At 69.8% G+C, this 23647-nt stretch carries 19 protein-coding genes; 7 read left to right on the forward strand and 12 right to left on the reverse strand.

The annotated features are described in order from the left end of the window. Nucleotides 1–100 precede the first annotated feature (100 nt). Complete coding sequence (locus ACT53O_RS12770; protein WP_476152803.1) at nt 101–1147, forward strand: helix-turn-helix domain-containing protein; 1047 nt, start codon at nt 101–103, stop codon at nt 1145–1147. A gap of 18 nt (nt 1148–1165) precedes the next feature. Here ACT53O_RS12770 and gtfA read toward each other — a convergent pair whose 3' ends face one another. Both gtfA and ACT53O_RS12780 read right to left on the reverse strand, forming a co-directional pair. Further along, entirely contained in the window at nt 1166–2632 is a 1467-nt protein-coding gene (gene gtfA, locus ACT53O_RS12775) for a sucrose phosphorylase (protein ID WP_347417924.1), read from the reverse strand. Between the two features lie 31 nt (nt 2633–2663). Beyond that, nucleotides 2664–3881, reverse strand: a complete 1218-nt coding sequence (locus tag ACT53O_RS12780) for an MFS transporter (RefSeq protein WP_476152805.1) — start codon at nt 3879–3881, stop codon at nt 2664–2666. A gap of 250 nt (nt 3882–4131) precedes the next feature. On the opposite strand from ACT53O_RS12780, the gene ACT53O_RS12785 reads away from it, so the two are divergent. Beyond that, a complete protein-coding gene (locus ACT53O_RS12785; RefSeq protein WP_476152807.1) occupies nt 4132–5631 on the forward strand; it encodes a CE1 family esterase in 1500 nt (499 codons plus the stop codon). A 2-nt stretch (nt 5632–5633) separates the two neighbouring features. On the opposite strand, the gene ACT53O_RS12790 is transcribed toward ACT53O_RS12785, so the two are convergent. After that, nucleotides 5634–6695 (reverse strand): LacI family DNA-binding transcriptional regulator, encoded by a 1062-nt coding sequence (locus tag ACT53O_RS12790; RefSeq protein WP_347417921.1) that lies wholly within the window; start codon nt 6693–6695, stop codon nt 5634–5636. Beyond that, nucleotides 6692–7501 (reverse strand): HAD-IIA family hydrolase, encoded by an 810-nt coding sequence (locus tag ACT53O_RS12795; RefSeq protein WP_294979752.1) that lies wholly within the window; start codon nt 7499–7501, stop codon nt 6692–6694. Before ACT53O_RS12795 ends, ACT53O_RS12790 begins: the two co-directional genes overlap by 4 nt. A 41-nt stretch (nt 7502–7542) precedes the next feature. Here ACT53O_RS12795 and ACT53O_RS12800 point away from each other — a divergent pair, with 41 nt between their 5' ends. Continuing rightward, nucleotides 7543–8505 (forward strand): SDR family NAD(P)-dependent oxidoreductase, encoded by a 963-nt coding sequence (locus tag ACT53O_RS12800; protein ID WP_476152810.1) that lies wholly within the window; start codon nt 7543–7545, stop codon nt 8503–8505. Nucleotides 8506–8720: 215 nt separating this feature from the next. On the opposite strand, the gene ACT53O_RS12805 is transcribed toward ACT53O_RS12800, so the two are convergent. Both ACT53O_RS12805 and ACT53O_RS12810 read right to left on the reverse strand, forming a co-directional pair. Continuing rightward, nucleotides 8721–9365, reverse strand: coding sequence for a metal-dependent transcriptional regulator (locus ACT53O_RS12805; protein ID WP_039416231.1), 645 nt, complete (start codon nt 9363–9365; stop codon nt 8721–8723). Between the two features lie 22 nt (nt 9366–9387). Beyond that, entirely contained in the window at nt 9388–10671 is a 1284-nt protein-coding gene (locus ACT53O_RS12810) for an Nramp family divalent metal transporter (RefSeq protein ID WP_476153167.1), read from the reverse strand. A 196-nt stretch (nt 10672–10867) separates the two neighbouring features. Between ACT53O_RS12810 and ACT53O_RS12815 the strand changes: the two genes are divergently transcribed. Continuing rightward, nucleotides 10868–11521: a TrmH family RNA methyltransferase gene (locus ACT53O_RS12815; RefSeq protein WP_476152812.1), complete on the forward strand. Its 654-nt coding sequence runs from the start codon at nt 10868–10870 to the stop codon at nt 11519–11521. 15 nt (nt 11522–11536) lie between these two features. On the opposite strand, the gene ACT53O_RS12820 is transcribed toward ACT53O_RS12815, so the two are convergent. Beyond that, nucleotides 11537–12856, reverse strand: a complete 1320-nt coding sequence (locus ACT53O_RS12820) for an MATE family efflux transporter (RefSeq protein ID WP_476152814.1) — start codon at nt 12854–12856, stop codon at nt 11537–11539. Between the two features lie 162 nt (nt 12857–13018). Between ACT53O_RS12820 and ACT53O_RS12825 the strand changes: the two genes are divergently transcribed. After that, nucleotides 13019–15016 carry a M13 family metallopeptidase gene (locus ACT53O_RS12825; protein WP_476152816.1) on the forward strand — a complete coding sequence of 666 codons (1998 nt, stop codon included), beginning with the start codon at nt 13019–13021 and terminating at the stop codon, nt 15014–15016. Further along, entirely contained in the window at nt 15013–16050 is a 1038-nt protein-coding gene (locus ACT53O_RS12830) for a serine hydrolase (protein ID WP_476152818.1), read from the forward strand. The genes ACT53O_RS12825 and ACT53O_RS12830 overlap by 4 nt, the downstream gene beginning before the upstream one ends. A 16-nt stretch (nt 16051–16066) precedes the next feature. On the opposite strand, the gene purU is transcribed toward ACT53O_RS12830, so the two are convergent. Genes purU through ACT53O_RS12845 form a run of 3 tightly spaced genes read right to left on the reverse strand, consistent with a single transcriptional unit; the run spans nt 16067 to nt 20028 of the window. After that, on the reverse strand, nt 16067–16948 hold the full coding sequence (gene purU, locus ACT53O_RS12835) for a formyltetrahydrofolate deformylase (RefSeq protein WP_476152820.1): 882 nt from the start codon (nt 16946–16948) through the stop codon (nt 16067–16069). A 27-nt stretch (nt 16949–16975) separates the two neighbouring features. After that, a complete protein-coding gene (locus tag ACT53O_RS12840) occupies nt 16976–18562 on the reverse strand; it encodes an amidohydrolase (protein WP_476152822.1) in 1587 nt (528 codons plus the stop codon). Next, on the reverse strand, nt 18559–20028 hold the full coding sequence (locus tag ACT53O_RS12845) for an APC family permease (protein WP_476152824.1): 1470 nt from the start codon (nt 20026–20028) through the stop codon (nt 18559–18561). The genes ACT53O_RS12840 and ACT53O_RS12845 overlap by 4 nt, the downstream gene beginning before the upstream one ends. 142 nt (nt 20029–20170) lie before the next feature. Between ACT53O_RS12845 and ACT53O_RS12850 the strand changes: the two genes are divergently transcribed. Further along, on the forward strand, nt 20171–20764 hold the full coding sequence (locus ACT53O_RS12850) for a TetR/AcrR family transcriptional regulator C-terminal domain-containing protein (RefSeq protein ID WP_378792840.1): 594 nt from the start codon (nt 20171–20173) through the stop codon (nt 20762–20764). A gap of 24 nt (nt 20765–20788) precedes the next feature. Here ACT53O_RS12850 and ACT53O_RS12855 read toward each other — a convergent pair whose 3' ends face one another. Both ACT53O_RS12855 and ACT53O_RS12860 read right to left on the reverse strand, forming a co-directional pair. After that, nucleotides 20789–21967 carry a cobalamin-independent methionine synthase II family protein gene (locus ACT53O_RS12855; protein ID WP_476152826.1) on the reverse strand — a complete coding sequence of 393 codons (1179 nt, stop codon included), beginning with the start codon at nt 21965–21967 and terminating at the stop codon, nt 20789–20791. A 191-nt stretch (nt 21968–22158) separates the two neighbouring features. After that, the gene (locus ACT53O_RS12860) at nt 22159–23643 is read right to left on the reverse strand and encodes a peptide MFS transporter (protein ID WP_476152828.1); all 1485 of its coding nucleotides are present in this window, start codon (nt 23641–23643) and stop codon (nt 22159–22161) included. Between the last annotated feature and the right edge of the window lie 4 nt (nt 23644–23647).

A 23647-nucleotide genomic window follows, 5' to 3' on the forward strand; every position in this document is an offset into this window, starting at 1 on the left:
GTCGCTGGGCCGGTGATACTGTACGACGATCGCCGACCACCGGAGGGGGTGGAACCGAGTGAGAGACTTTCTCGCCCGTCTGGCGCTGAACGATGACTCGGTGGCGGCAGCCTTGCGGGTGGTCGACTACTTCGATGCGCTCGATGCCCGCGGCGTGGGCCCCGAGGCCTACGTCCGGGGCGCGGCGGCGTTGACCGGCCGTGTCGTGGGCGTTCGCCATCCCGAGCGCGGACTGTCCCTGCGTGTCGCGGCCGGCGGCGAGCGCATCCGTGACTCTTCTCCCGCCGAGCTCGATGAGACGTGGCCACGTGTCCCGCTCGGTGCCGGCGGTGACGGCTGGGCGTGGATCGAGACCGAGCAGCTCGACGCCACTCACGGGCTTGTCCTCGAGCGGGTCGCTCACGCCGTTCGGCGATGGGCGGATCGACTGGACGCGCTCGCTCCCGATCCTCGACAGGCCTGGGCGACGCTCCTGAACGATCCCATCCCCGAGGAACGGCGTCGGCAGTTGTTCTCGGCCTTGAAGCTGGATGCGACGCGCACCTACCAGGTCGTCGCGCACCTGCCGGCCGATGCCGGAGACGGATTGCACGCGACCGCGGTCGTGCGGGGCGTCGAGGTGGGGGCCACGATCCGGCCGGCACCCGTCGAGATGGATTCCCAGGTGGGCGGACAGGTGCGCTTCGGCATCGGTCCCGCGGTGGCCGTGCCCGAGCTGCTCTGGTCATGGAAGCGGGCCGTCATCGTGCTGCGCATGGCCCGGCCGGGGGAGGCGCTGGTCTGGGACAAGCTCGGGGTTCTCGCACCATTGTTCCTCCGCGCACGCACCGAGGAGATCCTCGAATCTCCCGTCGTCAGCGCCATCGAGGCCGGCAACTTGCCGTGGCTTGATCAGACCGTCACCGCGGTGACCCAGACGGGTTCGGTGCGCGGCGCCGCGGACCTTCTCGGGCTGCATCATTCCACGGTGCAGAAGCGGATCGACAGGCTTCAGCAGCAGTTCAACCTGAACCTGGGAAACGCCCGACACGCCTATCATCTCTGGCTGGCGTGCGCTGCACATCGCTACGCCTCCTTCGGTACCCCGGAGAACCTCGAACAGGACGTGCGCCTCACCCCACGGCCCTTCGACGACCCCGCCCGTTGAATCGACCGGCGGTCGCTTTCACGAGCGGAACATGGTCACGCTGCTCTCGGCTCCTCGCTGGGCGTCGACCGTGAAGGTGCGTCGGCGGAAGTCGGCGCGAAGGGCGGCCGTGCTCTCGGCATCCTGCCAGGTCAGAACGAGCACCCCGGGTGCTTCCTCGATCACCGTGAAATCGCCGCCGAAGGCGGGGAAGGTGTTACGGAAGCGCAGCACGTCGAGAAAAGTCTGGATCTCGGGCTTGGTGATCTGCTCGGCGATCTCCTCCGTCGTGTAGTTGTGGCGGTTCGCCGCGCGTGCGTCCCCCACCTCTGCCAGCGCCGCGGCGTCGTTCGACCCGAAGAGCGCGCCGACGTAATAGACCTGCGGGATGCCGGGGACGAACAGCTGGAACACCCGCGCGAGGAGGTAGCTCGTGTCGTCCTCGCCGAGCGCCGAGTAGAACGTGGACATGAGCTGGTAGCGCTGAGCGCCCTTCTCGCCTTGGCGGATCACCGATGCGGGCAGGGGGAGGATCTCGCGCAGGTGCTCCGTCCGGGCGTTGACGCGCGCGACGACGACGTCGATCTCATCGTCCTCGAGAAGACCGACGACATCCACCACACCGATCCCATCGTGCGTGTCCAGCGTCGTGAACTGCTTGCGCGGACAGATCTCGAGCCAGTGATGCACCCGATCCGTTCGCCCGGTGAAGAGCGCGTGCAACGTCAGCATGGGCAGCGCGAAGTCATATACCCAATGACCCTTGTCGGCCATCTTGAGTTGGATCCGGTAGTTCTCATGGATTTCCGGCAGCATCTCGGTGCCACGCTCCCGCAGCGGTCGCATGCCGATCTCGAGGACGTCCCAGACCTCCGGCTCGACGAAGAAGCAGCTCGTGCCCGGGCGCTTGGCGGCGTAGGCGAACGCATCGAACCGGACGAGGGCGACATGATCGGCGAGCAGGCCGAGGTTGCGGGCGAAGTACTCCTGCGTGACGGGCTGCCACGGATCGATGTCGACCTGCTCGGCGAAGAACGTGTTCCACAGGCGCACGACCGTGCCGTCGTCGCGCGTCACGTCGAGGTAGGGGCCGTGGGCCTTGCGGCGGTAGAGCGCGTTCATCTCCGCCTCGGTGGGCTCGCGATCACCCCAGAACTCGTTCCAATGGATGAACATCCGTCGGTACGGCGAGTCATCGCCGCGCTGCATGTAGTCGAGGAATTCGGCCGAGCGGATCGAGGCGTGATTGATCATGAAGTCGGCCATCAGGTAGTACCGCGCGCCGAGGGCGTCGATGTCGTTCCAATCGCCGAACGCGGGGTCGACGATGTCGTACTCGATCACCGCAAAGCCGCGATCGCCCGACGATGGGAAGAACGGCAGAATGTGGAGCCCGCCGAAGGCGCCGTCGAAGTGCGTCTTCAGCACCCCGTCCAGTTCCCGGAGGTTGCCGCCGAGGCTGTCCGCGTAGGTGATGAGCATCGCTTGGTTGACGACGGGCTTCATGAGAGGTCCTTTCGAGGGGTCGGCGAGGCCACTAGGGCGCGGTGGGGGCCAGCGTCCGACGAGGGGGACGGTGACGGCGACTGAGCAGGAACAGGATCAGGCCGACGGCGACGGGGACGATGAACGTCAGGTACATCATCGAGTACGCCGCTTGCGTCGATGCTCCCGTGTTGACGTCCGCCGCAACGATCCACCCGCCGACGATCGGCATGATGAGATAGCCGAGGTCGACGCCGATGTAATTGGTGTTGCTCGCAAGCCCGCGGCGATCCGGCTCCACGGACGTCAACGCCCACGTCTGGACGGCGGGCTGACAGATGCCGTAGCCGAGTGCCGAGACCGCCCCCGCCAGGAGGAACCCCGCGAGGCTGTCGACATTGGCGATGAGCACGAACGAGATCGCGAACACCACCATCCCCGGGATGATGACGATCGACAGGCCGCGCGCGTCTCCGAGGGCTCCGGCCAGTGGCCGGGACAGCACGATGAACAGCGCGTAGGCGGCGAAGAAGAGGCCGATCTCCTTCACGCCGCGGGCCTCGCCGTACAGGACGATGAAGGTGTTGACGCCCGAGAACGCGCCGGCCAGGAAGAACATCACTGCCGCCGGCAGAAGCGCTTCGGAGGCGATGAAGGACGACCAGCGGAAGCGGACATCTCGCGGACGTTGCGCCGGAGGAGAGCTCAGGCGCAGGGCCATGATCGCCGACACGAGCATGACGCCCGCGCCGATGAAGAAGCTCGTCCGGTAGCCGACGCTCGCCAGCATCCATAGCCCGACCGAGGGGCCGAGGGCTGTGCTCAGAGCCTGCCCCAGGGAGAAGGTCCCGATTCCCTGCGCCATGCGGCTCGGGGGCAGGGCTTCGCTGGCCATCGCGAGGGTCACGGGGGCGAGGAACCCCATGGCCGCGCCGTGCAGCAGACGTGCGCCGATGAGCACGGGCACGCTGTCCGAGAGCCCATACATCACGAACGCGACCAGAATGAGGCCCACCGTGCCGGCGAGAAGATAGTTGTGGCGCACCACCAGGGTCGTCCAACCGACTGCCGGACGCACCGCGAGGGCTGTCACCGCGAAGACGCCGGCGACGACCCCGACCATCAGCGAGCTCGCACCGAGTGAGGACGCGAGCTTGGGCACCAGAACCAGGGTCATGAACTGCGCGAACGTGATGACGAAGTTGATGAGGAACAGGCTGACGAAACGCGCTGTCCAGATCGGCGGACGATCAGCACGCGGAGGTCTCATCCGCCACCCCTTCTCCTCGGCATTCGCGGCCACCATCACCTCGGCGGTATCGCCGCAGTCGCCCCCGCTTCGGCGGCATAGCCATGGTCGCTGAGGCCGCCTGCGCGGCTGATCCGCCCGGCGGACGCAATCTCGCTGTCGTTATCCGCCACACGGCGGCTGAGAATGAGCGCGTTCTCGGGGGATAGTGAACCAACCGCGCGGTGCCGCTCAGGGCCGCGTGCACACGCAGCAGGAGCGAGGCAGCCTCATGACCACACGGACGGCAGTCAGGCCCGGCATCCCGGATGACGACAACCGCCACTACCTTCCCGAGTACCTGAAGAACACCGAGATCGTCGTCAACGAGAACGGGAACAACTCACAGCCGTATCCACCGCTGCTGCAGGAGTGCACCGGCGAGATCGTCCCGGGTTCGACCGATCGGTGGTACGCCTACGTCCCCGAGTCGTACGCCGCGGACCGGAGCTGTCCGCTCGTGATCTCCCTGCACGGCGGTCTCATGACGGGGTGGGGTCAGGCGGTCTACTCGTCCTGGACCAATGTCGCCGATCGCGAAGGCTTCATCGTCGTCTTTCCGGATGCCGCGGCACGGCGGTTCTGGACGATCGACATCGCCCCGCAGTGGGTTCCGGTGATGACGGCACCCAACCCCGAGGGGCTCTACCTCAATGCGCCGGTGGAGGATCCGGAGGCGAATCACGACATTCTCCTCATCCGCGGCTTGATCGACTGGGCCGCGAGTGCCTACTCGATCGACCGAGAGCGCGTCTTCCTGCACGGGATGTCCATGGGTGAAGCCATGACGTCGACGTTCGCGAGGAAGGTCGGCCACCTCCTGTCGGGGGCTGCGGGATCGGGAGCGCCGATCGACCCGTCGCTGCTGTTCGACGCCGAGGGCGAGGTGATCAACACCGGGGGTCCCGTTCCGCTCTGGCAGTCGCGACTCGACCTCGACGAGGGGCCGCACCCGTTCACCGCCGACAACATCGCGCTGGTGCGCGACAACCGCGAGTATTGGCTGCGCGTCAACGGTGTGAGCGAGAAGCCGGCCATCGCAATCCGCGGTGTGAGCAACTTCGCCTTCTATCGGGGTGAGCGGGCGGACTATGTCTTCCGCGATGTGCGCAACCGCGACCATGGGCAGACCTTCGACGACGCGGAACTCGTATGGGACTACTTCTTCTCGGGTCTTCGGCGTGCGGCGGACGGGCGTCTGCACACGGGCGCCTCCGAGCTTCCTCGCCGTGGCGACGACTTCGCGATCGCTATCGCGGACGGGTGCTCGCACGCGTGGGTGTCGGGCCAATGCCGGCCGCTCCCGACGGCGACCTTCGCATGGGAGAGCGCTCAGTACCACGGTCGAGGCGGTGCGCGGCTGGTGCGCGGCTCGTACCTCTACGCGCCTCTGGGTCTCATCGCGGATGTCTTCGACGCGCAGTTCGAATCGAGTTCAACCGGTGACTGCGTCGTGATCCGGCTGGCCGACGGCCGCGTGCTCCAGTTCGCCCGGGGGAACGTCGGATGCGTCGTGGACGGGCGTGTGACGGCGATGCTCGCCGAGGCTGTGCTGCGTGAGGGAGAGCTGCACGTCGCGCTCGAGTGGTTCGCCGCGGCGATCATGGATCTCCACGTATCCGAACACTCCGGGGTGCTCTACGTCACCGATCACCATGCCCGACTGTCGGGGAACATGGCGGTGCTCATCCGGGATCTGCTGGCCGGCGAGGATGGCAGCAGACGCGGATGACGTTAGGCGCGCGGCGTCGCGATCGTGCCGCCGCCGCTCACCGGCATCTCGACGAGCTCGTGCCGAATGCCCTCATCGGGGGAGAGCAGGAGGTCGGCGGCGCGCCGGCCGATCTCGGCCTGCGGAAGGCGCAGAGAGAACAGTTGCGGATCGGTCGCCTCGGCGAGAACACCGCCGTCGAAGGAGACGAGGGACACGTCGTCCGGTACCCGCAGTCCGGCTCGTCGAAGGGCCTGGAACACGCCCACCCCGACCGCGTCGTTGACGCAGATCACCGCGCGCGGGCGCGCTCCTGACGCGAGCAGACGCTCCGCGGCATCCCGCCCGTCGTGCACCGTCCAGTCGTCGTCCACGGCGACCTCGCCGGCGAGCTGCGTGCCCGCGGCGGCGAGCTGAGCGCGGATGCCCTCCAGTCGGCGGGGGAGCGCGACCGGACCCCACTCGTGCCACGCGCTGCCGCCGGTGCGGCCGGGCGCGAGCGTGCCGACGAACCAGATGTCGCGATCGTGGCCGGCCTCCTGCAGCAGCCGGGCCGCCGTCGCGCCCGCGGCACGCTCGTTGGGGACGACCGAGCTGATCGCCGCATCATCGGCTTCGCAGTTCATGAGTACCAGCGCGGTGTGCCGCGCGGAGGCCGGAGGTGTCACGCGCCGCGTGAACATCGACGCGTACAGGATGCCGTCGATGTCGCGCGCGACGAGATCGTCGAGGAAGCGGCGCTCCATCTCGGCATCGCCCTGCGTGTCGACGGTGAACAGCAGCAGCCCCGCCTCGCGCAGGCGCTCCAGCGCGCCGCGCACCATCGAGTTGGCGAAGGAGGTCGAGCTGACGAAGTCCGATACCAGGGCGACCGTGCCCGAGCGGCCGGTGCGCAGGGTCTTCGCGGTGACGTTCGCGCGGTAGCCGAGCTCGTCGGCTGCCCGACGGACGCGGGCCATCGTCTCGACGGACAGGCGCTGGTCGAGGCGGCCGTTCAGCGCGAACGAGGCCGCCGAGCGCGACACACCTGCCCTCTCTGCGACCTCGGTGAGGGTGACCCGCCGACCGGAGCTGCGCTCCGTCACAGCCCCTCGGGCATCTCGGACTCCGCCGGCTCATCGGCCAGCAGATCGGCCACCGAGTCGACGATCTCGTCGGGGCGGAAAGGATAGCGCTCGATCTCGGCGTCGTCGGAGATGCCGGTGCGGACGAGAATCGTGTGCAGGCCCGCTTCGATGCCGGCGACGACGTCGGTGTCCATGCGGTCGCCGATCATGCCGGTGTTCTCCGAGTGGGCCCCGATCCGGTTCATCGCGGAGCGGAACATCATCGGGTTCGGCTTGCCGACCACATAGGGGGCCTTGCCCGTCGCGTGGGTGATCAGCGCGGCGAACGAGCCGGTCGCCGGCACGATGCCGCTGGGGGTCGGGCCGGTGGCGTCGGGGTTGGTGACGATGAAGCGCGCGCCGTTGTTGATGAAGCGGATCGCCTGGGTGATGCGGTCGAACGAGTAGTTGCGCGTCTCTCCGATCACGACGTAGTCGGGCTGTGTCTCGGTCTGGACGTAGCCCGCTTCGTGGAGCGCGGTCGTCAGACCCGCTTCACCGATGACGAATGCCGTGCCGCCGGGGTGCTGTGAGCGCAGGAACTCGGCCGTCGCCAGCGCGGAGGTCCAGATGCGATCCTCGGGGACCTCCAGCCCCGAGATGCGCAGCCGCGCGCTCAGATCACGTGGTGTGTAGAACGGGTTGTTCGTCAGCACGAGGAACGGCGTGCCCGCGTCGCGCCATTGCTCGAGAAGCGCGGCGGCCCCGGGGATCGGCTTGTTCTCGTGGACGAGGACGCCGTCCATGTCGGTGAGCCAGCATTCGATATCGGCGCGTGTCCGCATGGGGCCAGCCTAGCGGGGCGATCCGGCCGTAGTCTCGACGCGTGGCACGCGACGACTGGGACCCGACGACGCTCCCCGACCTCTCCGGCAGACGCTACCTCGTCACCGGGTCGACGGCTGGGCTCGGCTTCTTCGCGTCGTTGCAGCTCGCCGAGGCGGGCGCCCACGTGATCATGACCGGGCGCAACCCGAACAAGCTGGCCACCGCACGCGTCGCCGTGCGCCGTCAGGTGCCGGATGCCGAGATCACGACCCTCCTGCTCGACACGAGCAACCTGGGCTCCGTACGCGCCGCCGCCGCGACGGTGCGCGGTCGCGCGGGGCTGCACGGGCTTCTGCTGAACGCCGGCGTCGTGCACCCGCCGCGCCACCGCGAGACCACCGCCGACGGGCACGAGGTGGTCTTCGCGACGAACGCCCTCGGCCACTACGCGCTCGCCGGCGAGCTGCTGCTACCGCTCGCCGCCGGTCGAGGTCGCATGGTGTGGGTCGGGTCGATGTCGACCGCGATGGGCAACTACGACCCCGTCGACCCGGAGCTGGCGACGAACTACTCGCCGTGGCGGGCCTACGTGCAGTCGAAGGTCGCGACGACCGCTCTCGGCTTCGAGGCCGATCGGCGCCTGCGGGCCGCGAACGTGCCGATTGCCAGCCTCGTCGCCCATCCCGGGTACGCGATCAGCGGGCGCACCCGCGGCATCCTGGGCATCAACGAGCCCACGCGGATGACGCGCTTCGTCGACAACCTGCAGGCTCCGATCACGCAGTCCAAGGAGCGCGGAGCGTGGCCGCTCGTGCGGGCGCTCGTCGATCCGGATGCGATCGGTGGCCAGTTCTGGGGGCCGTCGCGACTGGTCGCCGGCCCGCCCGCGCTCGGTCAAGCCAGCAAGCTGGCCCGGCGCGAAGACATCGCGACCCGACTCTGGGACTACTGCGAGCACGCCACCGGCATCACCTGGCCTTACCTCAAGGCCAGCCGTCCGCGGCGCCTCTGGCGGCGCTGAGGCTGTCGGCCAGCCCCTCCGCGCCACGGTCGCGATGCCCCCCATCGCTCCCGACCGTGTCCCACTTATAGCGGGGCGTGTCCCACTTATGGCGGGGCGTGTCCCAGATTGTGCGGTGTGGAGGCCCCGGAGGGGACGGCTTTTGGGACATCCCCGCGGGGGGCATCCTCGCGCAGGGGGCAGCCTCGCCGGGCGAGGGCGGGGCGCAACCCGGGTCAGGCGGTCAGCCAGACTGCACCGGCCGCGCCGGCGGGCAGCGTCACGGTCGCGCCGTCGTCGACGCGGACCACGTCGGCTCCCGCGACCACGAGGCGGTGCCCCACATCGATGCCCGCTCCCTCCAGCGCGCGCAGGAGCTCGGGGTCACGGTCGCTGACCCGCAGCACCTCACCCGCGTGCCCGAGCTCGGCGGCCGACAGCAGCACGAACGGCAGGCGGTGGACGTTGCCCTCGGCATCCGGGATCGCGTCGCCGTGCGGGTCGAAGCGAGGATGCCCGAGCCGCTCTGCGATGCCGGCGAGCAGGCGGTCGCTGATCGTATGCTCGAGCACCTCGGCCTCGTCGTGCACCTCGTCCCACGCGTAGCCGAACTCCTGCACCAGCCACGTCTCGATCAGGCGATGGCGACGGATGATGGATGCCGCGCGCAGCCGGCCCTGCTCGGTGAGCGCCACCGGCCCGTACGGACGGTGGTCGACGAGACCCTGTGCGACGAGCTTCTGCACCATCTCCGTGACCGTCGACGGGGCGAGCTTCAGCTCGGCCGCCAGCTGCGACGAGGTGATGAGCGCGGGCTGCCACTCGGTGTGGTGGTAGATCGTCTTCAGGTAGTCGTCGATCGCGACGGAGTTCGCAGCCACGCTCTCAGGCTACCGGCCGTGACTATCGGCCCGTCAGCACGAGCCACAGCAGCAGTGCGTTCAGAGCGATGAGGAACACCGACGCGACGACACCCGCAAGGGTCGTCCACCAGCGGTTGCGGTGCGCCCCCAGCACGTCGCGGCGGGCGGTGAGGGCGACGAGCGGCACGAGCGCGAACGGGATGCCGAAGCTCAGCACCACCTGGCTGAGGATCAGCGCCCAGGTCGGGTCGGCCCCGAGCGCGAGGATCACGATGGCCGGCACCAGCGTGACGAGGCGCCGCGCGATCAGCGGCACGCGCACGCGCAGCAGGCCGTGCATGATCTCCGCGCCGGCATAGGCGCCGACGGCGGTGCTCGCCAGACCGCTCGCGAGCAGGCCGATCGCGAACATCGTCGCGACGGCGCCACCGAGGCCCGCCGACAGCGCGGTGTACGCGCCCTCGAGGCCGTCGGTGCCTTCGACGCCGGCGAGGTTGGCGGCGGCGAGCAGCAGGATCGCGAGGTTCACCGTGCCCGCGACGACCAGGGCGATCGTGACGTCCCACCGGGTCGCGCGCAGCAGGCGTGGTGTCGCGACGGCGCGGTCGGCGGCGCGCGCGCCGACCGCGGAGAAACGGTCGCGGGCGAGGGCGCTGTGGGCATAGATCGCGTGCGGCATGATCGTCGCGCCCAGAATGGATGCCGCGAGCAGCACCGACTCCGATCCCTCGAATCGAGGGATCATGCCGGCGGCGACGCCCGCGGCATCCGGCGGGGCGATGAAGACTCCGTAGGTGAAGCCGATCGAGATCACCACGAGCAGACCGATCACGACGAACTCGAAGCTGCGGGCTCCGCGGCGCTGCTGGATGAGCAGCAGCGCGATCGAGACGGCCCCGGTGATGAGGCCGCCGACGGGCAGGGGCACGCCGAAGAGCAGCCAGAGCGCGACGGCACCGCCGATCACCTCGGCGACGTCGGTGGCGACGGCGACGAGCTCGGCCTGCAGCCAGTAGGCGCGGCGCGCCCAGGGACGGCGCAGGCGGTCGCCGAGGGTCTCGGCGAGGCTCTGTCCCGTCACGATGCCGAGCTTGGCGGACAGGTACTGGATGAGCCACGCCATCGCGTTGCCGAGCACGACGACCCAGACAAGCAGGTAGCCGAAGCGCGCCCCCGCGGTCATGTTGCTCGCGACATTGCCGGGATCGAGGTAGGCGACGCCGGCGACCAGCGCCGGTCCCAGCAGCCATGCCGCACGGCGTGCTCGCGACGGCGCGGCATCGTTGTGCGCGGCTCGAACCGTGCGACCGGGCGTCTCCAGCATGGGCGAGAGATTTTTCGGCATGCCGAAAAATTACCAGAGATTTCGGGAGGCCGAAATATTGCAGGCGTGGGGCGGTGTGCGCGTAACTCCGCCTGAGTAGCGGGAAGTGCCTGCGCGACGCGCTTTCCGGCACCCTCAGGCGGAGTTACGCAGGGCGGCCGGCAGGCCGGTCGATCAGGGTCGGTAGCCTGGAGCGATGACCGAGCGCACCGACCCCGAGCTCGAGGATGCGGCGGCCGAGCCGCAGCTCCCCGTCGGGGTCGGGCCGTGGCCGGGCGGCCCGCCGGCGTGGCCCGATGATCCGCGCTACGACCGGGAGCTGCTCGCGACCGGCGATCGACGCAACGTCGTGGATCGCTACCGCTACTGGACGATGGCGGCGATCGTGGCCGATCTCGATGAGCACCGGCATCCGTTCCACGTCGCCATCGAGAATTGGCAGCACGACATGAACATCGGCTCGATCGTGCGCAGCGCCAATGCGTTCGGCGCCGCCGAGGTGCACATCATCGGCAAGCGGCGGTGGAACCGTCGTGGCGCGATGGTCACCGACCGTTATCAGCACGTGCGGCACCACGAGGACGTCGCCGCATTCGCCGCATGGGCCGAGGATGCCGCGATCCCCGTGATCGCAGTCGACAACGTCGACGGCTCGCTGCCGGTCGATCGCGCCCAACTGCCCGAACGCTGTGTGCTGCTGTTCGGTCAAGAGGGGCCGGGATTGTCGGCCGAGGCGGTCGCGGCGGCATCCGCCGTCGTCGAGATCACCCAGTACGGGTCGACGCGCTCGATCAATGCGAGCGCGGCGGCCGCCGTCGTGATGTACGAGTGGTGCCGTCGCTGGGCGTGACAGCACGCAGGCCGCTCACGCCCCGGCGGTGACCCACTGCGGCCGCCGCACGCGCCAGGTGAGCGTCGCGAGCCGCGCCAGCATGTACACGCCGAAGAAGCAGACGGCGAGCCACATCAGGCCGACGGCCCCGGTGGGATGCACGAGCCACAGCACCGCGAGGGCCGGCAGGTACGGGACGAGGTTGAGGCCGCCCGCCGCCGCGAGGTAGCGCACGTCGCCGGCTCCCATCAGCACGCCGTCGAGCACGAAGACCACGCCGCACACCGGCTGCGCGGCCGCGAGCACGAGAAGCGCGGGCTGCACGAGCGCGGCGACCTCGGGTGACCCGGTGAACACGAGTCCGATCCCGCCCGACAGCGCCGCGATCGCAGCGCCCACGATCACGCCGAACCACACCCCCCACGCGACGGTGCGGCCGAGTACACGGCGGACGAACGACTCATCGCCGGCCCCGAGGCCCCGACCGATGAGCGCTTGCGCGGCGATCGCCAACGCATCGAGCGCGAAGGCGGCGGTCGAGAAGATCGTGAACGCGACCTGCCACCCGGCCAGCTCATCGGTGCCCAGCGCGGTCGCGGCGAACACGGTCGCGAGAAACGCCGCGCGCAACGACACGGTGCGCAGGAACAGCCAGCCACCCGACGCGGCCGATCCGCGCAGACCGTCGCGCTGCGGACGCAGGGATGCCGAGTGCCGCTGCGCCAGTCGGCCGATCACGACCGCGTAGGCGCCGACCATGCCCCACTGTGCCGCGACGGTTCCGGCGGCCGACCCGGCGATGCCCCAGCCGAACCCGTAGATGAACAGTGCGTTCAGTGCCGCGTTCAGGGCGAAGCCGATGCCCGCGATCCACAGCGGCGTGACGGTGTCCTGCATGCCGCGCAGCAGTCCCGTCGCCGCGAACACGATGAGCATCGCGGGAAGGCCCCACATCGACAGCTGCAGGTAGATCAGCGCCTGGTGGGAGACGTCGGGCGCCGCGCCGAACAGCGCCACGAGCGCCGGGGTCGCCAATGATCCCGCGATCGCCAGCACGACGCCCAGACCGAGAGCGAGCCAGAGTCCGTCGACACCGGCGCGTACGGCATCGGCATGATCGCCGGCGCCGAAGCGACGAGCCACCGCGGGTGTGGTCGAGTAGGCGAGGAAGACCATGAGCCCGACGATCGTCTGGAGCACGGCCGATGCGATGCCGAGGCCGGCCAGCGGCACGACGCCGAGGTGTCCGACCAGTGCGGCATCCACGATCAGGAACAAGGGCTCTGCGACCAGCGCACCCAGGGCCGGCACCGCCAGCCGGAGGATCTCGCGGTTGAGGGTCGACGCGGGCATGCGTCGAGCCTACGGGGGGCGGACGACGCGGGCCGCGGGAGGGGGACGTGTCGACGCGCGGCGCGCGCTCGGCGACCGACGGTGCTCGGGCAACGACCCCCCCGGGCGAACGGGTGGTGAACTCGGATCGTGGGAACAGAAGCGGCGCGTATCCTGTACGGCATGACCGCCCCCACCCTTCGCTCGGGTATCGAGCTGTCCGCGTTGAGCCCCGGCATCCGTCCTCAGGACGACCTGTTCCGGCACGTCAACGGAGCCTGGCTGGAACGTACGGATATCCCCGACGACAAGGCGCGTTGGGGCTCGTTCCACCTGATCGCCGAGCAGGCCGAGAAGGACGTGCGGGCCATCATCGAGGAGTCGACGACGGCGGAGCCGGGCACGGAGGCGCGCAAGATCGGCGACCTGTTCGCGAGCTTCATGGACATCGAGCGCATCGAGCGGCTCGGGGCCGAGCCCCTCGCGGCCCAGTTGGCCCGCGTGGACGCCATCGACTCCATCCCGGCGCTGCTGCGCACCGTCGGCGAGATGGAGCGGGAAGGCGTCGGCAGCATGATCGGCGTCTACATCGAGCCCGACCCGGGAAATCCCGAGCGTTACGTCGCGTTCTTCGTGCAGGCCGGACTGTCGTTGCCGGACGAGAGCTACTACCGCCTCGACAACTTCGACAAGACCCGCGTCGCCTTCCGCGACTACGTGCAGACGGTCCTCGGCCTTGCCGGGGTGGGTGCGCAGGGTGAGGATGCCGGGCGGCAGGCCGACCGCGTGCTGGCGCTGGAGACCGAGCTGGCGACCCACCACTGGGACAACGTGCGCACGCGCGACGCCGTCGCCACGTACAACCTCATGACGTGGGATGACGTGCAGCGGCTCGTCGGCGTCGACCTCGCGCCGTGGCTGGATGCGGTCGCCCCTGGACGCCGCGACGGCTTCGCCGAGATCAACGTGAACGAGCCCAGCTACTTCGAGGGCCTGGGTTCGCTGCTCGTCGAGGATCGCCTCGAGGACTGGAAGGCGTGGCTGCGGCTGCACATCGTTCGCGCCTCCGCGGCGTTCCTGTCGTCGGACTTCGTCGACGCGAACTTCGCGTTCTACGGCACCGAGCTCACGGGCGTTCCTGTCAACCGCGAGCGCTGGAAGCGCGGCGTCAGCTTCGTCGAGGCGGCGATGGGCGAGGCCGTGGGCAAGGTCTACGTCGAGCGTCACTTCCCGCCCGCGGCCAAGGAGGCGATGGACGAGCTCGTCGCGAACCTCATCGAGGCCTACCGGCGTTCGATCGAGACCCTCGACTGGATGACCCCGGAGACCCGCGGCCGTGCCCTCGAGAAGCTCGACGCGTTCACGCCGAAGGTCGGCTACCCCGTGACGTGGAAGGACTACTCCGCGCTCGAGGTCGACGGCGCCGATCTGATCGGCAACGTGCGTCGCACGAACGCGTGGGAGCACGAGCGGCAGATCGCGAAGCTCGGCGCCCCCATCGACCGCGACGAGTGGTACATGACGCCCCAGACGGTCAATGCGTATTACAACCCGCTGATGAACGAGATCGTTTTCCCCGCGGCGATCCTGCAGTACCCGTTCTTCGAGCTGGACCGGGATGCCGCGGCCAACTATGGCGGCATCGGCGCCGTGATCGGCCACGAGATCGGCCACGGCTTCGACGACCAGGGGTCGGCCTTCGACGGCACCGGTGCCCTTCGCGACTGGTGGACGGATGACGACCGCGCCGCGTTCGAGCAGCGCACAGGTGCCCTCATCGCCCAGTATGACGAACTCGTGCCGCAGGGTCTCGCCGCGGAGCACCACGTCAACGGCGCCCTGACGATCGGCGAGAACATCGGGGATCTCGGCGGACTCGGCATCGCGATCAAGGCCTATCGCCTGTCGCTCGGCGCCGACACGACCGACGAGGATGCCGATGGTCCCGTGATCGACGGCTACACCGGCATTCAGCGGCTGCTGCTCAGCTGGGCGCAGATCTGGCAGCAGAAGGGTCGCGAGGCCGAGACGATCCGCCTGCTGACGATCGATCCGCACTCGCCCAACGAGTTCCGCTGCAACCAGATCGTTCGCAACGTCGACGAGTTCTACCGCGCGTTCGACGTCACCGAGACCGACGCGCTGTGGCTCGACGCCGACCAGCGTGTCACCATCTGGTGACCACGGCGTCGCCGGGCCGGCGATCGTCGGCCCGGCGCCAAGGTCACGACGCCGACGCCGGCGAGAACATCGAGGACGGGGCATCTCGCGTGGACAGTGCAGGTCGGGCATCGTCGACACGTCGAGGTGAGGTGCGCGCGCAGCGCAGCGAGGCGCGTGGCGAGCGGGCGTCGACCCGGCGTTCGCCGCGACGCTCGTCCGGCCGTTCGCGTTCGTTCGCCACCGCGCTCGCCGCACTGGACGCCGTCGCCGCGGCCGGGGCGCAGGTGTCGGTGTGCGTCACGGATCTGGACTCGGGCGAGACGGTGCTTGCGGGTGACGCCCACCTCGTGCTGCCCGTCGCCGGCATCGGCGTCGTTCCGCTGCTGATCGAAGTCGCGGCGCAGATCGACGCGGGCACGCTCGATCCGCTCCAGATCATCGAACGCAGCTCGGTGGCGCCGGTCACCGTCGGCGGCCTCTGGCATCGGTTGGCGGCTCCCGCGCTTCCGGTGCGCGATCTGGCCGTGCTCGCCGCGGCGGCATCCGACGCCGCCGCCGCCAATGCGCTGCTGGAGCGCGTGGGGCTCGAGGCCGTCCGCGCACGGGTCGAGCAGATCGGTCTCGTGAAGACCGCGCTCATCGACGGTTTCCGAGACGAGCGCGGCCCCGACGACGCACCGCACGTCGGTCTCGCATCGACGGGGGAGCTGGTCACGCTGTTCGCGGGGCTCGTCAACGCTCAGGTCGTCTCCCCGGCGGTGAGCGCGCAGGTGTCGGAGTGGCTCAGCCTCAACCAGGATCTGGCGCTCGTCGCGGCGAGCACCGCGCTGGACCCCTTCGCGCACGACGACGACCGCCACGGCCTGCTCTTCGTCAACAAGACCGGTCGCGGTGACGGCATCCGCGCCGAGGCCGGCGTGATCGCGGGCCCGCGCGCCGGTGCCGCCTACGCCCTCATCGTGTGCTTCGACGACCTGTCTGTGGCCCACCGGCTGCGCGCGCACGAGGCCTTCCGTGCTCTCGGACTGGATCTCATGGAGTACGTGTACTGACGCGCGCCCGACGACGTCAGAAGACGATCGTGTGGTTGCCGTGACGGATGACGCGGTCCTGCGCGTGCCACAGCACCGCGCGGGAGAGAACTTGACGCTCGACGTCGGCGCCGCGCCGGGCGAGCTCGGCGGATGACTCGGCATGGGTGACCCGCACGGTGTCCTGCTCGATGATGGGACCCTCGTCGAGGTCGCCCGTCACGTAGTGCGAGGTCGCGCCGATGAGCTTCACGCCGCGCTCCTTGGCCTTCTTGTAGGGCTCAGCGCCGATGAAGGCGGGCAGGAACGAGTGGTGGATGTTGATCACGGGCACGCCGAGGCGTTCGAGGAACTCGGGCGAGAGGATCTGCATGTAGCGCGCCAGCACGACGAAGTCGACGTTGCCGACGAGCAGCTTCAGGATCTCTTCCTCCGACGCCGATTTGTCGGGACCCGCGACCGAGGGCACGTGGAAGAACGGCACACCGAAGCTGCGGACGTCTTCGGCCGTCGTGGTGTGGTTCGAGATGACCATCGGGATGGTGACCGGCAGGTCGCCGCGTCGGTGGCGCCACAGCAGGTCGAGGAGGCAATGGTCCTGCTTCGACGCGAGGATCGCCATGCGCTTGGGCACCGACTGATCGGTCAGCGACCATTCCAGCTCGAAGTCGGCCAGCGTCTGAGCGATGTCCGCCTCGATCGCGGGACGCTCGAGGGCGAAGTCGGGGCGGTGGAACACGACCCGCTGGAAGTACGCGCCGCCGCGATGATCGTCGGAGAACTGGTCGAACGCGACGATGTTGCCGCCGACGCGGGTGATCATCGCCGACACGGCCGCGACGATGCCGGGCTTGTCGCTGCCGTGCACGATGAGGCAGGCGTGGTCGGCGGGAAGGTGGGGATCGTGCACGGGAGCCATGGATCGATTCTGCCGGATCGGCGCGACTCACCCGCGCAGGTGGCGCACACGCCCGTCGACCACGGTGGCGTTGACGGACAGCGCCGGGACGTCCTCCGGTGCGCACTGCGTCGGATCGGCGGCGAGAACCGTGAGGTCGGCGCGCATGCCCACCGCCAGCCGGCCCTCGTCAGCCGTGCGCCCAGAGGCGGCGGCGGCGCCGGTCGTGTACCCGGCCAGCGCCTGCGCGGCCGACAACGCTTCGGCCGCGCCGACTGGTTCACCGTCGCCGTGTCGGCGCGTCTGCGCCTCGGCGATGATCTCCCGCGGGTCGAACGGTGCGATCGGCCAATCCGAGCCCAATGCAAGCACCACGCCGCGATCGGCGAGGGCGCGGGTGCGCCACGACTGCCCCGCCCGCGCCCGACCCACGCGCGCGCTCCAGTTGTCGCGGCCGTCAGCGCGGATGAACCGCGTGCAGTGAGTGGGCTGCATACTCGCGATCGCGCCGCTGCCGGCGACGGCGTCGACGATGTCGTCGCCGGTCAGCTCCAGGTGCTCGATCCGGTGCAGCGAGCCGGGGTAGGCGGCACGCGCGGCGGCGATGGATGCCGCAGCGTGGCGCACCGCGGCATCCCCGATCGCGTGGGTCGCCGTGGGGACCCTGGCCGCCGCGAAGCGCGTGATCGCCGCGGCGTAGTGTGACGGCGACGGCCAGGTGCTGCGCACCGACTGTCCGTGGCAGTCGGCGTGGGTGAGCCACGCCGTGCCGTTGTCGATCGTCCCGTCGAGGAAGAACTTGACGCCGTGCAGCCGCCAGAGCCTGCCACCCGATCCGGTGGCGCCGATGAGCGCGTCCCAGTCCTGCTCCGTCGTCGCCGGGTCGACCCACGGATGGATCCGCAGGCGCAGCGGCATCCGGTCCGCCTCTTCGACCGCCGCGTAGAGGGCTGCGGGGTCGCCCTCGAAGTCCATGACGTGCGCGCCGGTCAAACCCGCCGCGGCCATGCGCTCCAGGTGGTCGGCGAGGCGCTCGGCCACCTCGGCCAGCGGTTCGACCGGCACGAGCCGCTCGACCAGGTCGATCGCCTCGTGCTCCTGCAGCACCCCGGTCGGAGTGCCCGCGGCATCCACCGCGACGCCCGCGCCCGAGGGGAACGTGCGCGGACCGTCGACGCCCGCCTGGGCGAGCGCCGCGGAGCTGGCGAGCGCGGAGTGGGCGTCGAACATCCGCAGCAGCACGAGGGCGCCGTCGACAGCGGAGCCCAGAGAGGCGGCGGTGATCGGGGCGCCCTCCCACACGTCGTGGGAGAGCCCCCAACCGAGCACCCAGGCACCCGGCGCGGCCTCGTGGCAGGCGCGCGTCAGGATCGTCCGGAGCTCGCCGAGAGTGCGGACACCCTGCAGGTCGAGCCCGCGCGTTACCCGCGCACCGAGAACGGGGTGCGCGTGGCTGTCGACGAGGCCGGGGAGGACGACGCCGGGTAGATGTACGGTGCGTGTCCCGCGGCCGGCCCACCCCGACGTGTCACGTCGATCACCGATCGCGACGATCCGCCCGTCAGCGACGGCCAGAGCTTCGCCGGTCGTGCCATGGAGCGCGTCGGCGATGACGACGAGGTCGGCCGCGGTCACTGCTCCGGACCGCCGATGCCCGCGTAGGCGGCCGGTCGAACGCGTCGCAGCACCTCGGCGAGCACGGTTCCGACGAGGAACGCCACCGGGATGACACCAATGATGACCGCGTTGGTCGTGTCGTCGGCGCCGGTCAGGACGCCGATGTTGACGACGATGAGCACGAGGAAGACGAGCATCAGCACGCCGCCGGCGATACCCGCGGGCACCGCGTATCGGGGCCGGTCGGCGCGGCCGGCGCGGCGGATGAAGAAGACGACGACGGATGCCGCGGCCAGGATTTGCAGCACGACGACGCCGACGACGCCCGGGGTGTTGACCCAGATCAGCAACTGGCGGTAAGGGTCGGCACCCGCGAGGGCGAAGCCACCGACGATGATCGCGGCGAGGACCGACTGCGCGAGGCCGGCGACCCAGGGCGTGCCGTTGCGCGGACGGGTGCGGCCGAGCGCGGCGGGCAGTACGCCGTCGCGGGCGAGGGCGTACGTGTACCGGTTGATCGAGTTGTGGAAGGCGAGCAGCGCGGCGAAGACACTCGTGACGATCAGCAGCAGGAAGACGCTCGTCGCAACCTGGCCGAGCCGGCTGCCCGCGGTGGCGAACAGGAATGTCTCGACGCCGTTCTCGCCGATGAAGGCCTGCACGGCGCTCTCGCCGTACGCCTGGACGAGCAGCCACGTCAGCACGAAGTAGAACAGTGTCATGGCGGCGACCGCGATGTAGGTCGCGCGGGGGATCGTGCGGTGGGGGGTGCGCGCCTCTGCCCGGTACAGCACCGTCGATTCGAAGCCGATGAAGGCGGCGAAGGCGAGACCGAGCACCACGGCGAACTGCGGCGTGAAGACGTTGACGGGGGCGAAGACGCCCGTGCCGAAGCCCTCGGGGCTGCCCCCCGTGACGAGGATCGCGACCCCGAGCACCGCGAGTGCGATGGTCTCGGCGACCAGCAGCACGCCCAGCACGCGCGCTCCGATGTCGATGCCGGTGAAGCCCATCGCCCAGACGCCGATCAGCGCGACGCCGGCGAGGACGGGCCACGGCACGTCGATGCCGAAGATCGTGGCGAGCATCGCCTTGGCGTTCACGGCGAAAAGGCCGTAGATGCCGATCTGCATGGCGTTGTAGGAGACGAGGGCGAGGATGCCGGCGCCGAGGCCCATGTGCTTGCCGAGGGCGGCGGCGATGTAGGTGTAGAAGCCGCCGGTGCGGGAGATGCGATTGGTCATCGCCATGAAACCGACGGCGAAGATCGCCAGCGCGATGCCGACGACGAGGTAGGCCGTGGGGGCTGCGGGGCCGGCGATGAGGATGGCGAGCGGGACGGTTCCTGCGATGACCGTCAGCGGCGCGGCGGCCGAGACGACGAGGAACGTGATGCCCCTCGCACCGAGGGAGTTCTTCTTCAGGGTGCCGATGGCACCGGACGGTTCCGCTGTCGCGGAGGGTGTGGGCGTCGCCGTTGACATGTGTCCTCCAAAGGGTGAGTCTTCCCCGGTCGATGCGCCGGGTTTATCTAACGGTGTTAGGCAGTATGTCTCTCGTATGCGTCGCCGACAAGTACGCTGTGTAACTGTCTTGTTTCGGGAGGTGCGTGTGGGCAGACCGTCGGTGGCGCGGCTCTCGATCGAGGGCATCGTCGACGAGGCGCTCGCGCTCATCGACAGCGGCGACACCTTTTCGATGCGTGCCCTCGGCAAACGGCTCGGCGTCGCCGCGCCCTCGCTCTACTATCACGTGGGCGGACTCGACCACCTCGTCGACCTCATCCGCGACCGCATGGTGCGGGACTTCCCGCCGCCCGCGCCGGATGACGGGCGGCCCTGGCGCGAGGAGCTGGAGGCGATCCTCCGTTCGATGCGCGCGGGCTACGCCGCCCACCCGCGACTGGTCGCCCTGCTCGTCGGCACTCCGATCACCTCCGAGATGGTGCTTGGCATCTACGAGCGGATGGCGGCGTCGCTGGACGCCGCTGGCTTCGCCCCGCACGCCGTCTCGGTCTACCTCGAAGCGCTCGACAGCTTCGCCTTGGGCATCGCGCTCGAACGCGCCGCCCCGTCCGAGGTGTGGCGGACGTCTCCCGCGACGGGCGCGCTCGCCGCGGCGAGCAGCGCGTGGACGGATGCCGACGCGCGCCTGGACGCGGCCTTCGAGATGGGCCTGCAGGCCCTGCTCGACGCGATCGATCGCGCTTCGCGCGCCTGACGCCCCGGCATCCGGTCCTGCGGCTCACGCGCGGCGGGCGCCCTCGCCGAGCGTCTCGAGCTTCGCCCAGGCGAGGTCGGGGTGGATGCGCCCGCCCAGTCCGCAGTCGGTGGAGGCGATGACGCGGTCGGCGCCGACGATGTCGGTGAACCGGCGGATGCGCTGCGCGACCAGCTCGGGGTGCTCGACGACGTTCGTCGCGTGGCTGACCACCCCCGGCACGAGAACGAGGTCGTCGGGGACGTCGGCGTCGGCCCACGCGCCGAACTCGTGCTCATGACGGACGTTGCCCGCCTCGAACGAGATCGCCCCGACGTTCGCCTGCAGCACGACCGGCAGGATGTGGCGCAGTTCGATGTCCGTGGTGTGGGGGCCGTGCCACGACCCCCAGCACACGTGCAGACGAACCTGCTCCCGGGGAAGCCCCGCGATCGCGTGATTGATCGCCTCGATGCGGATCTTCGTGAAGGCCTGATAGTCCGCGATCGAGGGCTCGGGACTGATCTGGTCGAAGTTCTCGGCGAGGGAGGGGTCATCCAACTGCAGGATGAGCCCGGCGTCGACGATCGCGCGGTACTCCTCGCGGAGGGCATTGGCCCACGCGAAGATGTGCTCCTCGTCGGTGGCGTAGTAGTCGTTGCGCACGCGCGCCGCGGATCCCGGCGCGATCGCGGTGAGGAAGCCCCGCTCACCCGGTCGCACCGCCGCGGTGAGATGGCGGATGTCGGCGGCCACGGCATCCTGACCTCGGTACGCGAGCGGTCCGGTCGTCGTGGGGAACGCCGTCGCGGTGCGACCCGCTTCGACCGCCTCCGCATAGACGGCAGGGAACCGCTGACGGTCACGGCGGTCGAGGAAGCTGGTGAGGCGGATCTCGCCCGGCGCGGAGCGCACCGGGGGCTCGTTGAAGGCGTTGATCTCGGTGAGCGAGAGACCGCTCACCCGCTGGAAGGAGTACGACCACCAGGCGCCGTAGTCGACGGCGTTGGACATCGCCTTCCCGAACTCGCCGTCGCCGACGAGAGTGATCCCCGCGGCCCGCTGGCGCTCCACGACGTCGGCGACGGCCGCCGCGGTGAGCGCCCCGAAGGCGGGCGTCGACTGCAGCGTGAAGCCGTCGTCGTCGAGGGTTCGCGCGGCGTTCGCCTCGATCAGCGCGGCCGTGCGCGGGAGGCTGCCGGAGGTGGTGGTGGCGACGGACATGGTTCTCCTCCTGAAGACGATGGCCCACGATGCGGGCGAGTGTCAGAAGGCTCTTGCAGCGGCGACGGTCGCGGGCTGCTCAAGGCGGAGGCTTCCGGTTTTCGAGCCGTCGTCAGGATAGAGCGACAACCGTCTGCAGCGCACGCGTGTGACATCGGGTGACGCGGCGCGGGTGGGCGGGGATGCCGCCGTCAGCGCACGCCGCGCATGAGTGTCAGCACGGGGCGCACGAACAGCAGCAGGAGCACGCCGACACCGATCGCGATGAGGCCCAGCACGCAGAAGTAGGGCACTTCGTTCTCGGGGTCGTAGAGCGTCGCGAGCTGACCGGCGATCGCGGTGCCGAGGGCGACCGACAGGAAGAACAGCGCCACCATCTGGGTGTGGAAGGCTTCCGGCGCGAGCTTCGTGGTCACCGACAGTCCCACCGGCGACAGCAGCAGCTCGGCGACGGTGAACACGAAGAGGATGCCGATGATCGCCCACAGCGGGGTGGAGTTCTCGCCGCCGCCGGCGAACGGCAGGAACAGCAGGAACGCCGCCCCCATGACGATCGCGGCGACACCGAACTTGACCGGAGTCGCGGGCTGGCGCGCGCCGAGCTTCGTCCACACCGCGGCGAACACGCCCGAGAGCACGATGATGAAGATCGGGTTGATGGAGTTGACCCACGACACCGGCATCTCCCAGCCGAACAGGTCGCGGTTCAGCCGCTTGTCGGAGTAGACCGTCAGTACCGTGAACTGCTGCTGGTAGAGCGACCAGAACGCGACCGATGTCAGAAACAGCGGCACGAAGCCCCAGACACGGCTGCGCTCCTCGGCATCCACCCGACGACTCGACAGGATGACCGCGAAGTAGGCGAGCGCCGCCGCGATCACGACCACGATGACGATGAGAGCCAGGTTGTCGGCGCGGATGACGCCGACGAGCACCAGCACGACGATCAGCACGATGCCTGCCGCAGCGATCCCCGCCATGAGCGGGTAGCGCTCGCGCGGCAGGGGGTTGGGCACCGCGCGCGCCGCGGCCGGCAGTTGCCGGCGGCCGAACGAGTACTGCACGAGGCCCAGCGCCATGCCGACGGCGGCCAGCCCGAAGCCCCAGTGGAAGCCCAGCGTCGACTGCAGCACACCGGTCAGCAGCGGTCCGGCGAAGGCGCCCAGGTTGATGCCGAGGTAGAACAGCGAGAAGCCGCCGTCGCGCCGCGTGTCGTCGGGGCCGTAGAGCGTGCCGACGACGCTGGTGGCGGTGGCCTTGAGCCCTCCCGAGCCGATCGCGACGAGCACGAGCCCGACGCCGACGCCGACGAATCCGGGCAGCACCGCCAGCGCGATGTGCCCCGCCATGATGACGATCGCGCTGCCGAACAGCACGCGCTCCGCGCCGAGGAGCCGGTCGGCGATCCAGGCGCCGAGGATCGTGGAGAGGTACACGGCACCGCCATACGCGCCGACGATGCCGGCGGCCACCCCCTCCTCGACGCCGAGTCCACCGTCGCTCACGGAGTAGTACAGATAGATCAGCAGGATGCCCTGCATGCCGTAGAAGCTGAACCGCTCCCACATCTCCACCCCGAACACGTGCGCGAGGGCCCATGGCTGGCCGAAGAAGCGGGCGTCGCGGTCTCCGGAGGGAGCCGCGGGTGCGGGGCTGGCGGACGGGACGACGGTCATGGTG

It is taken from the genome of Microbacterium sp. DMC48, from assembly GCF_056313825.1.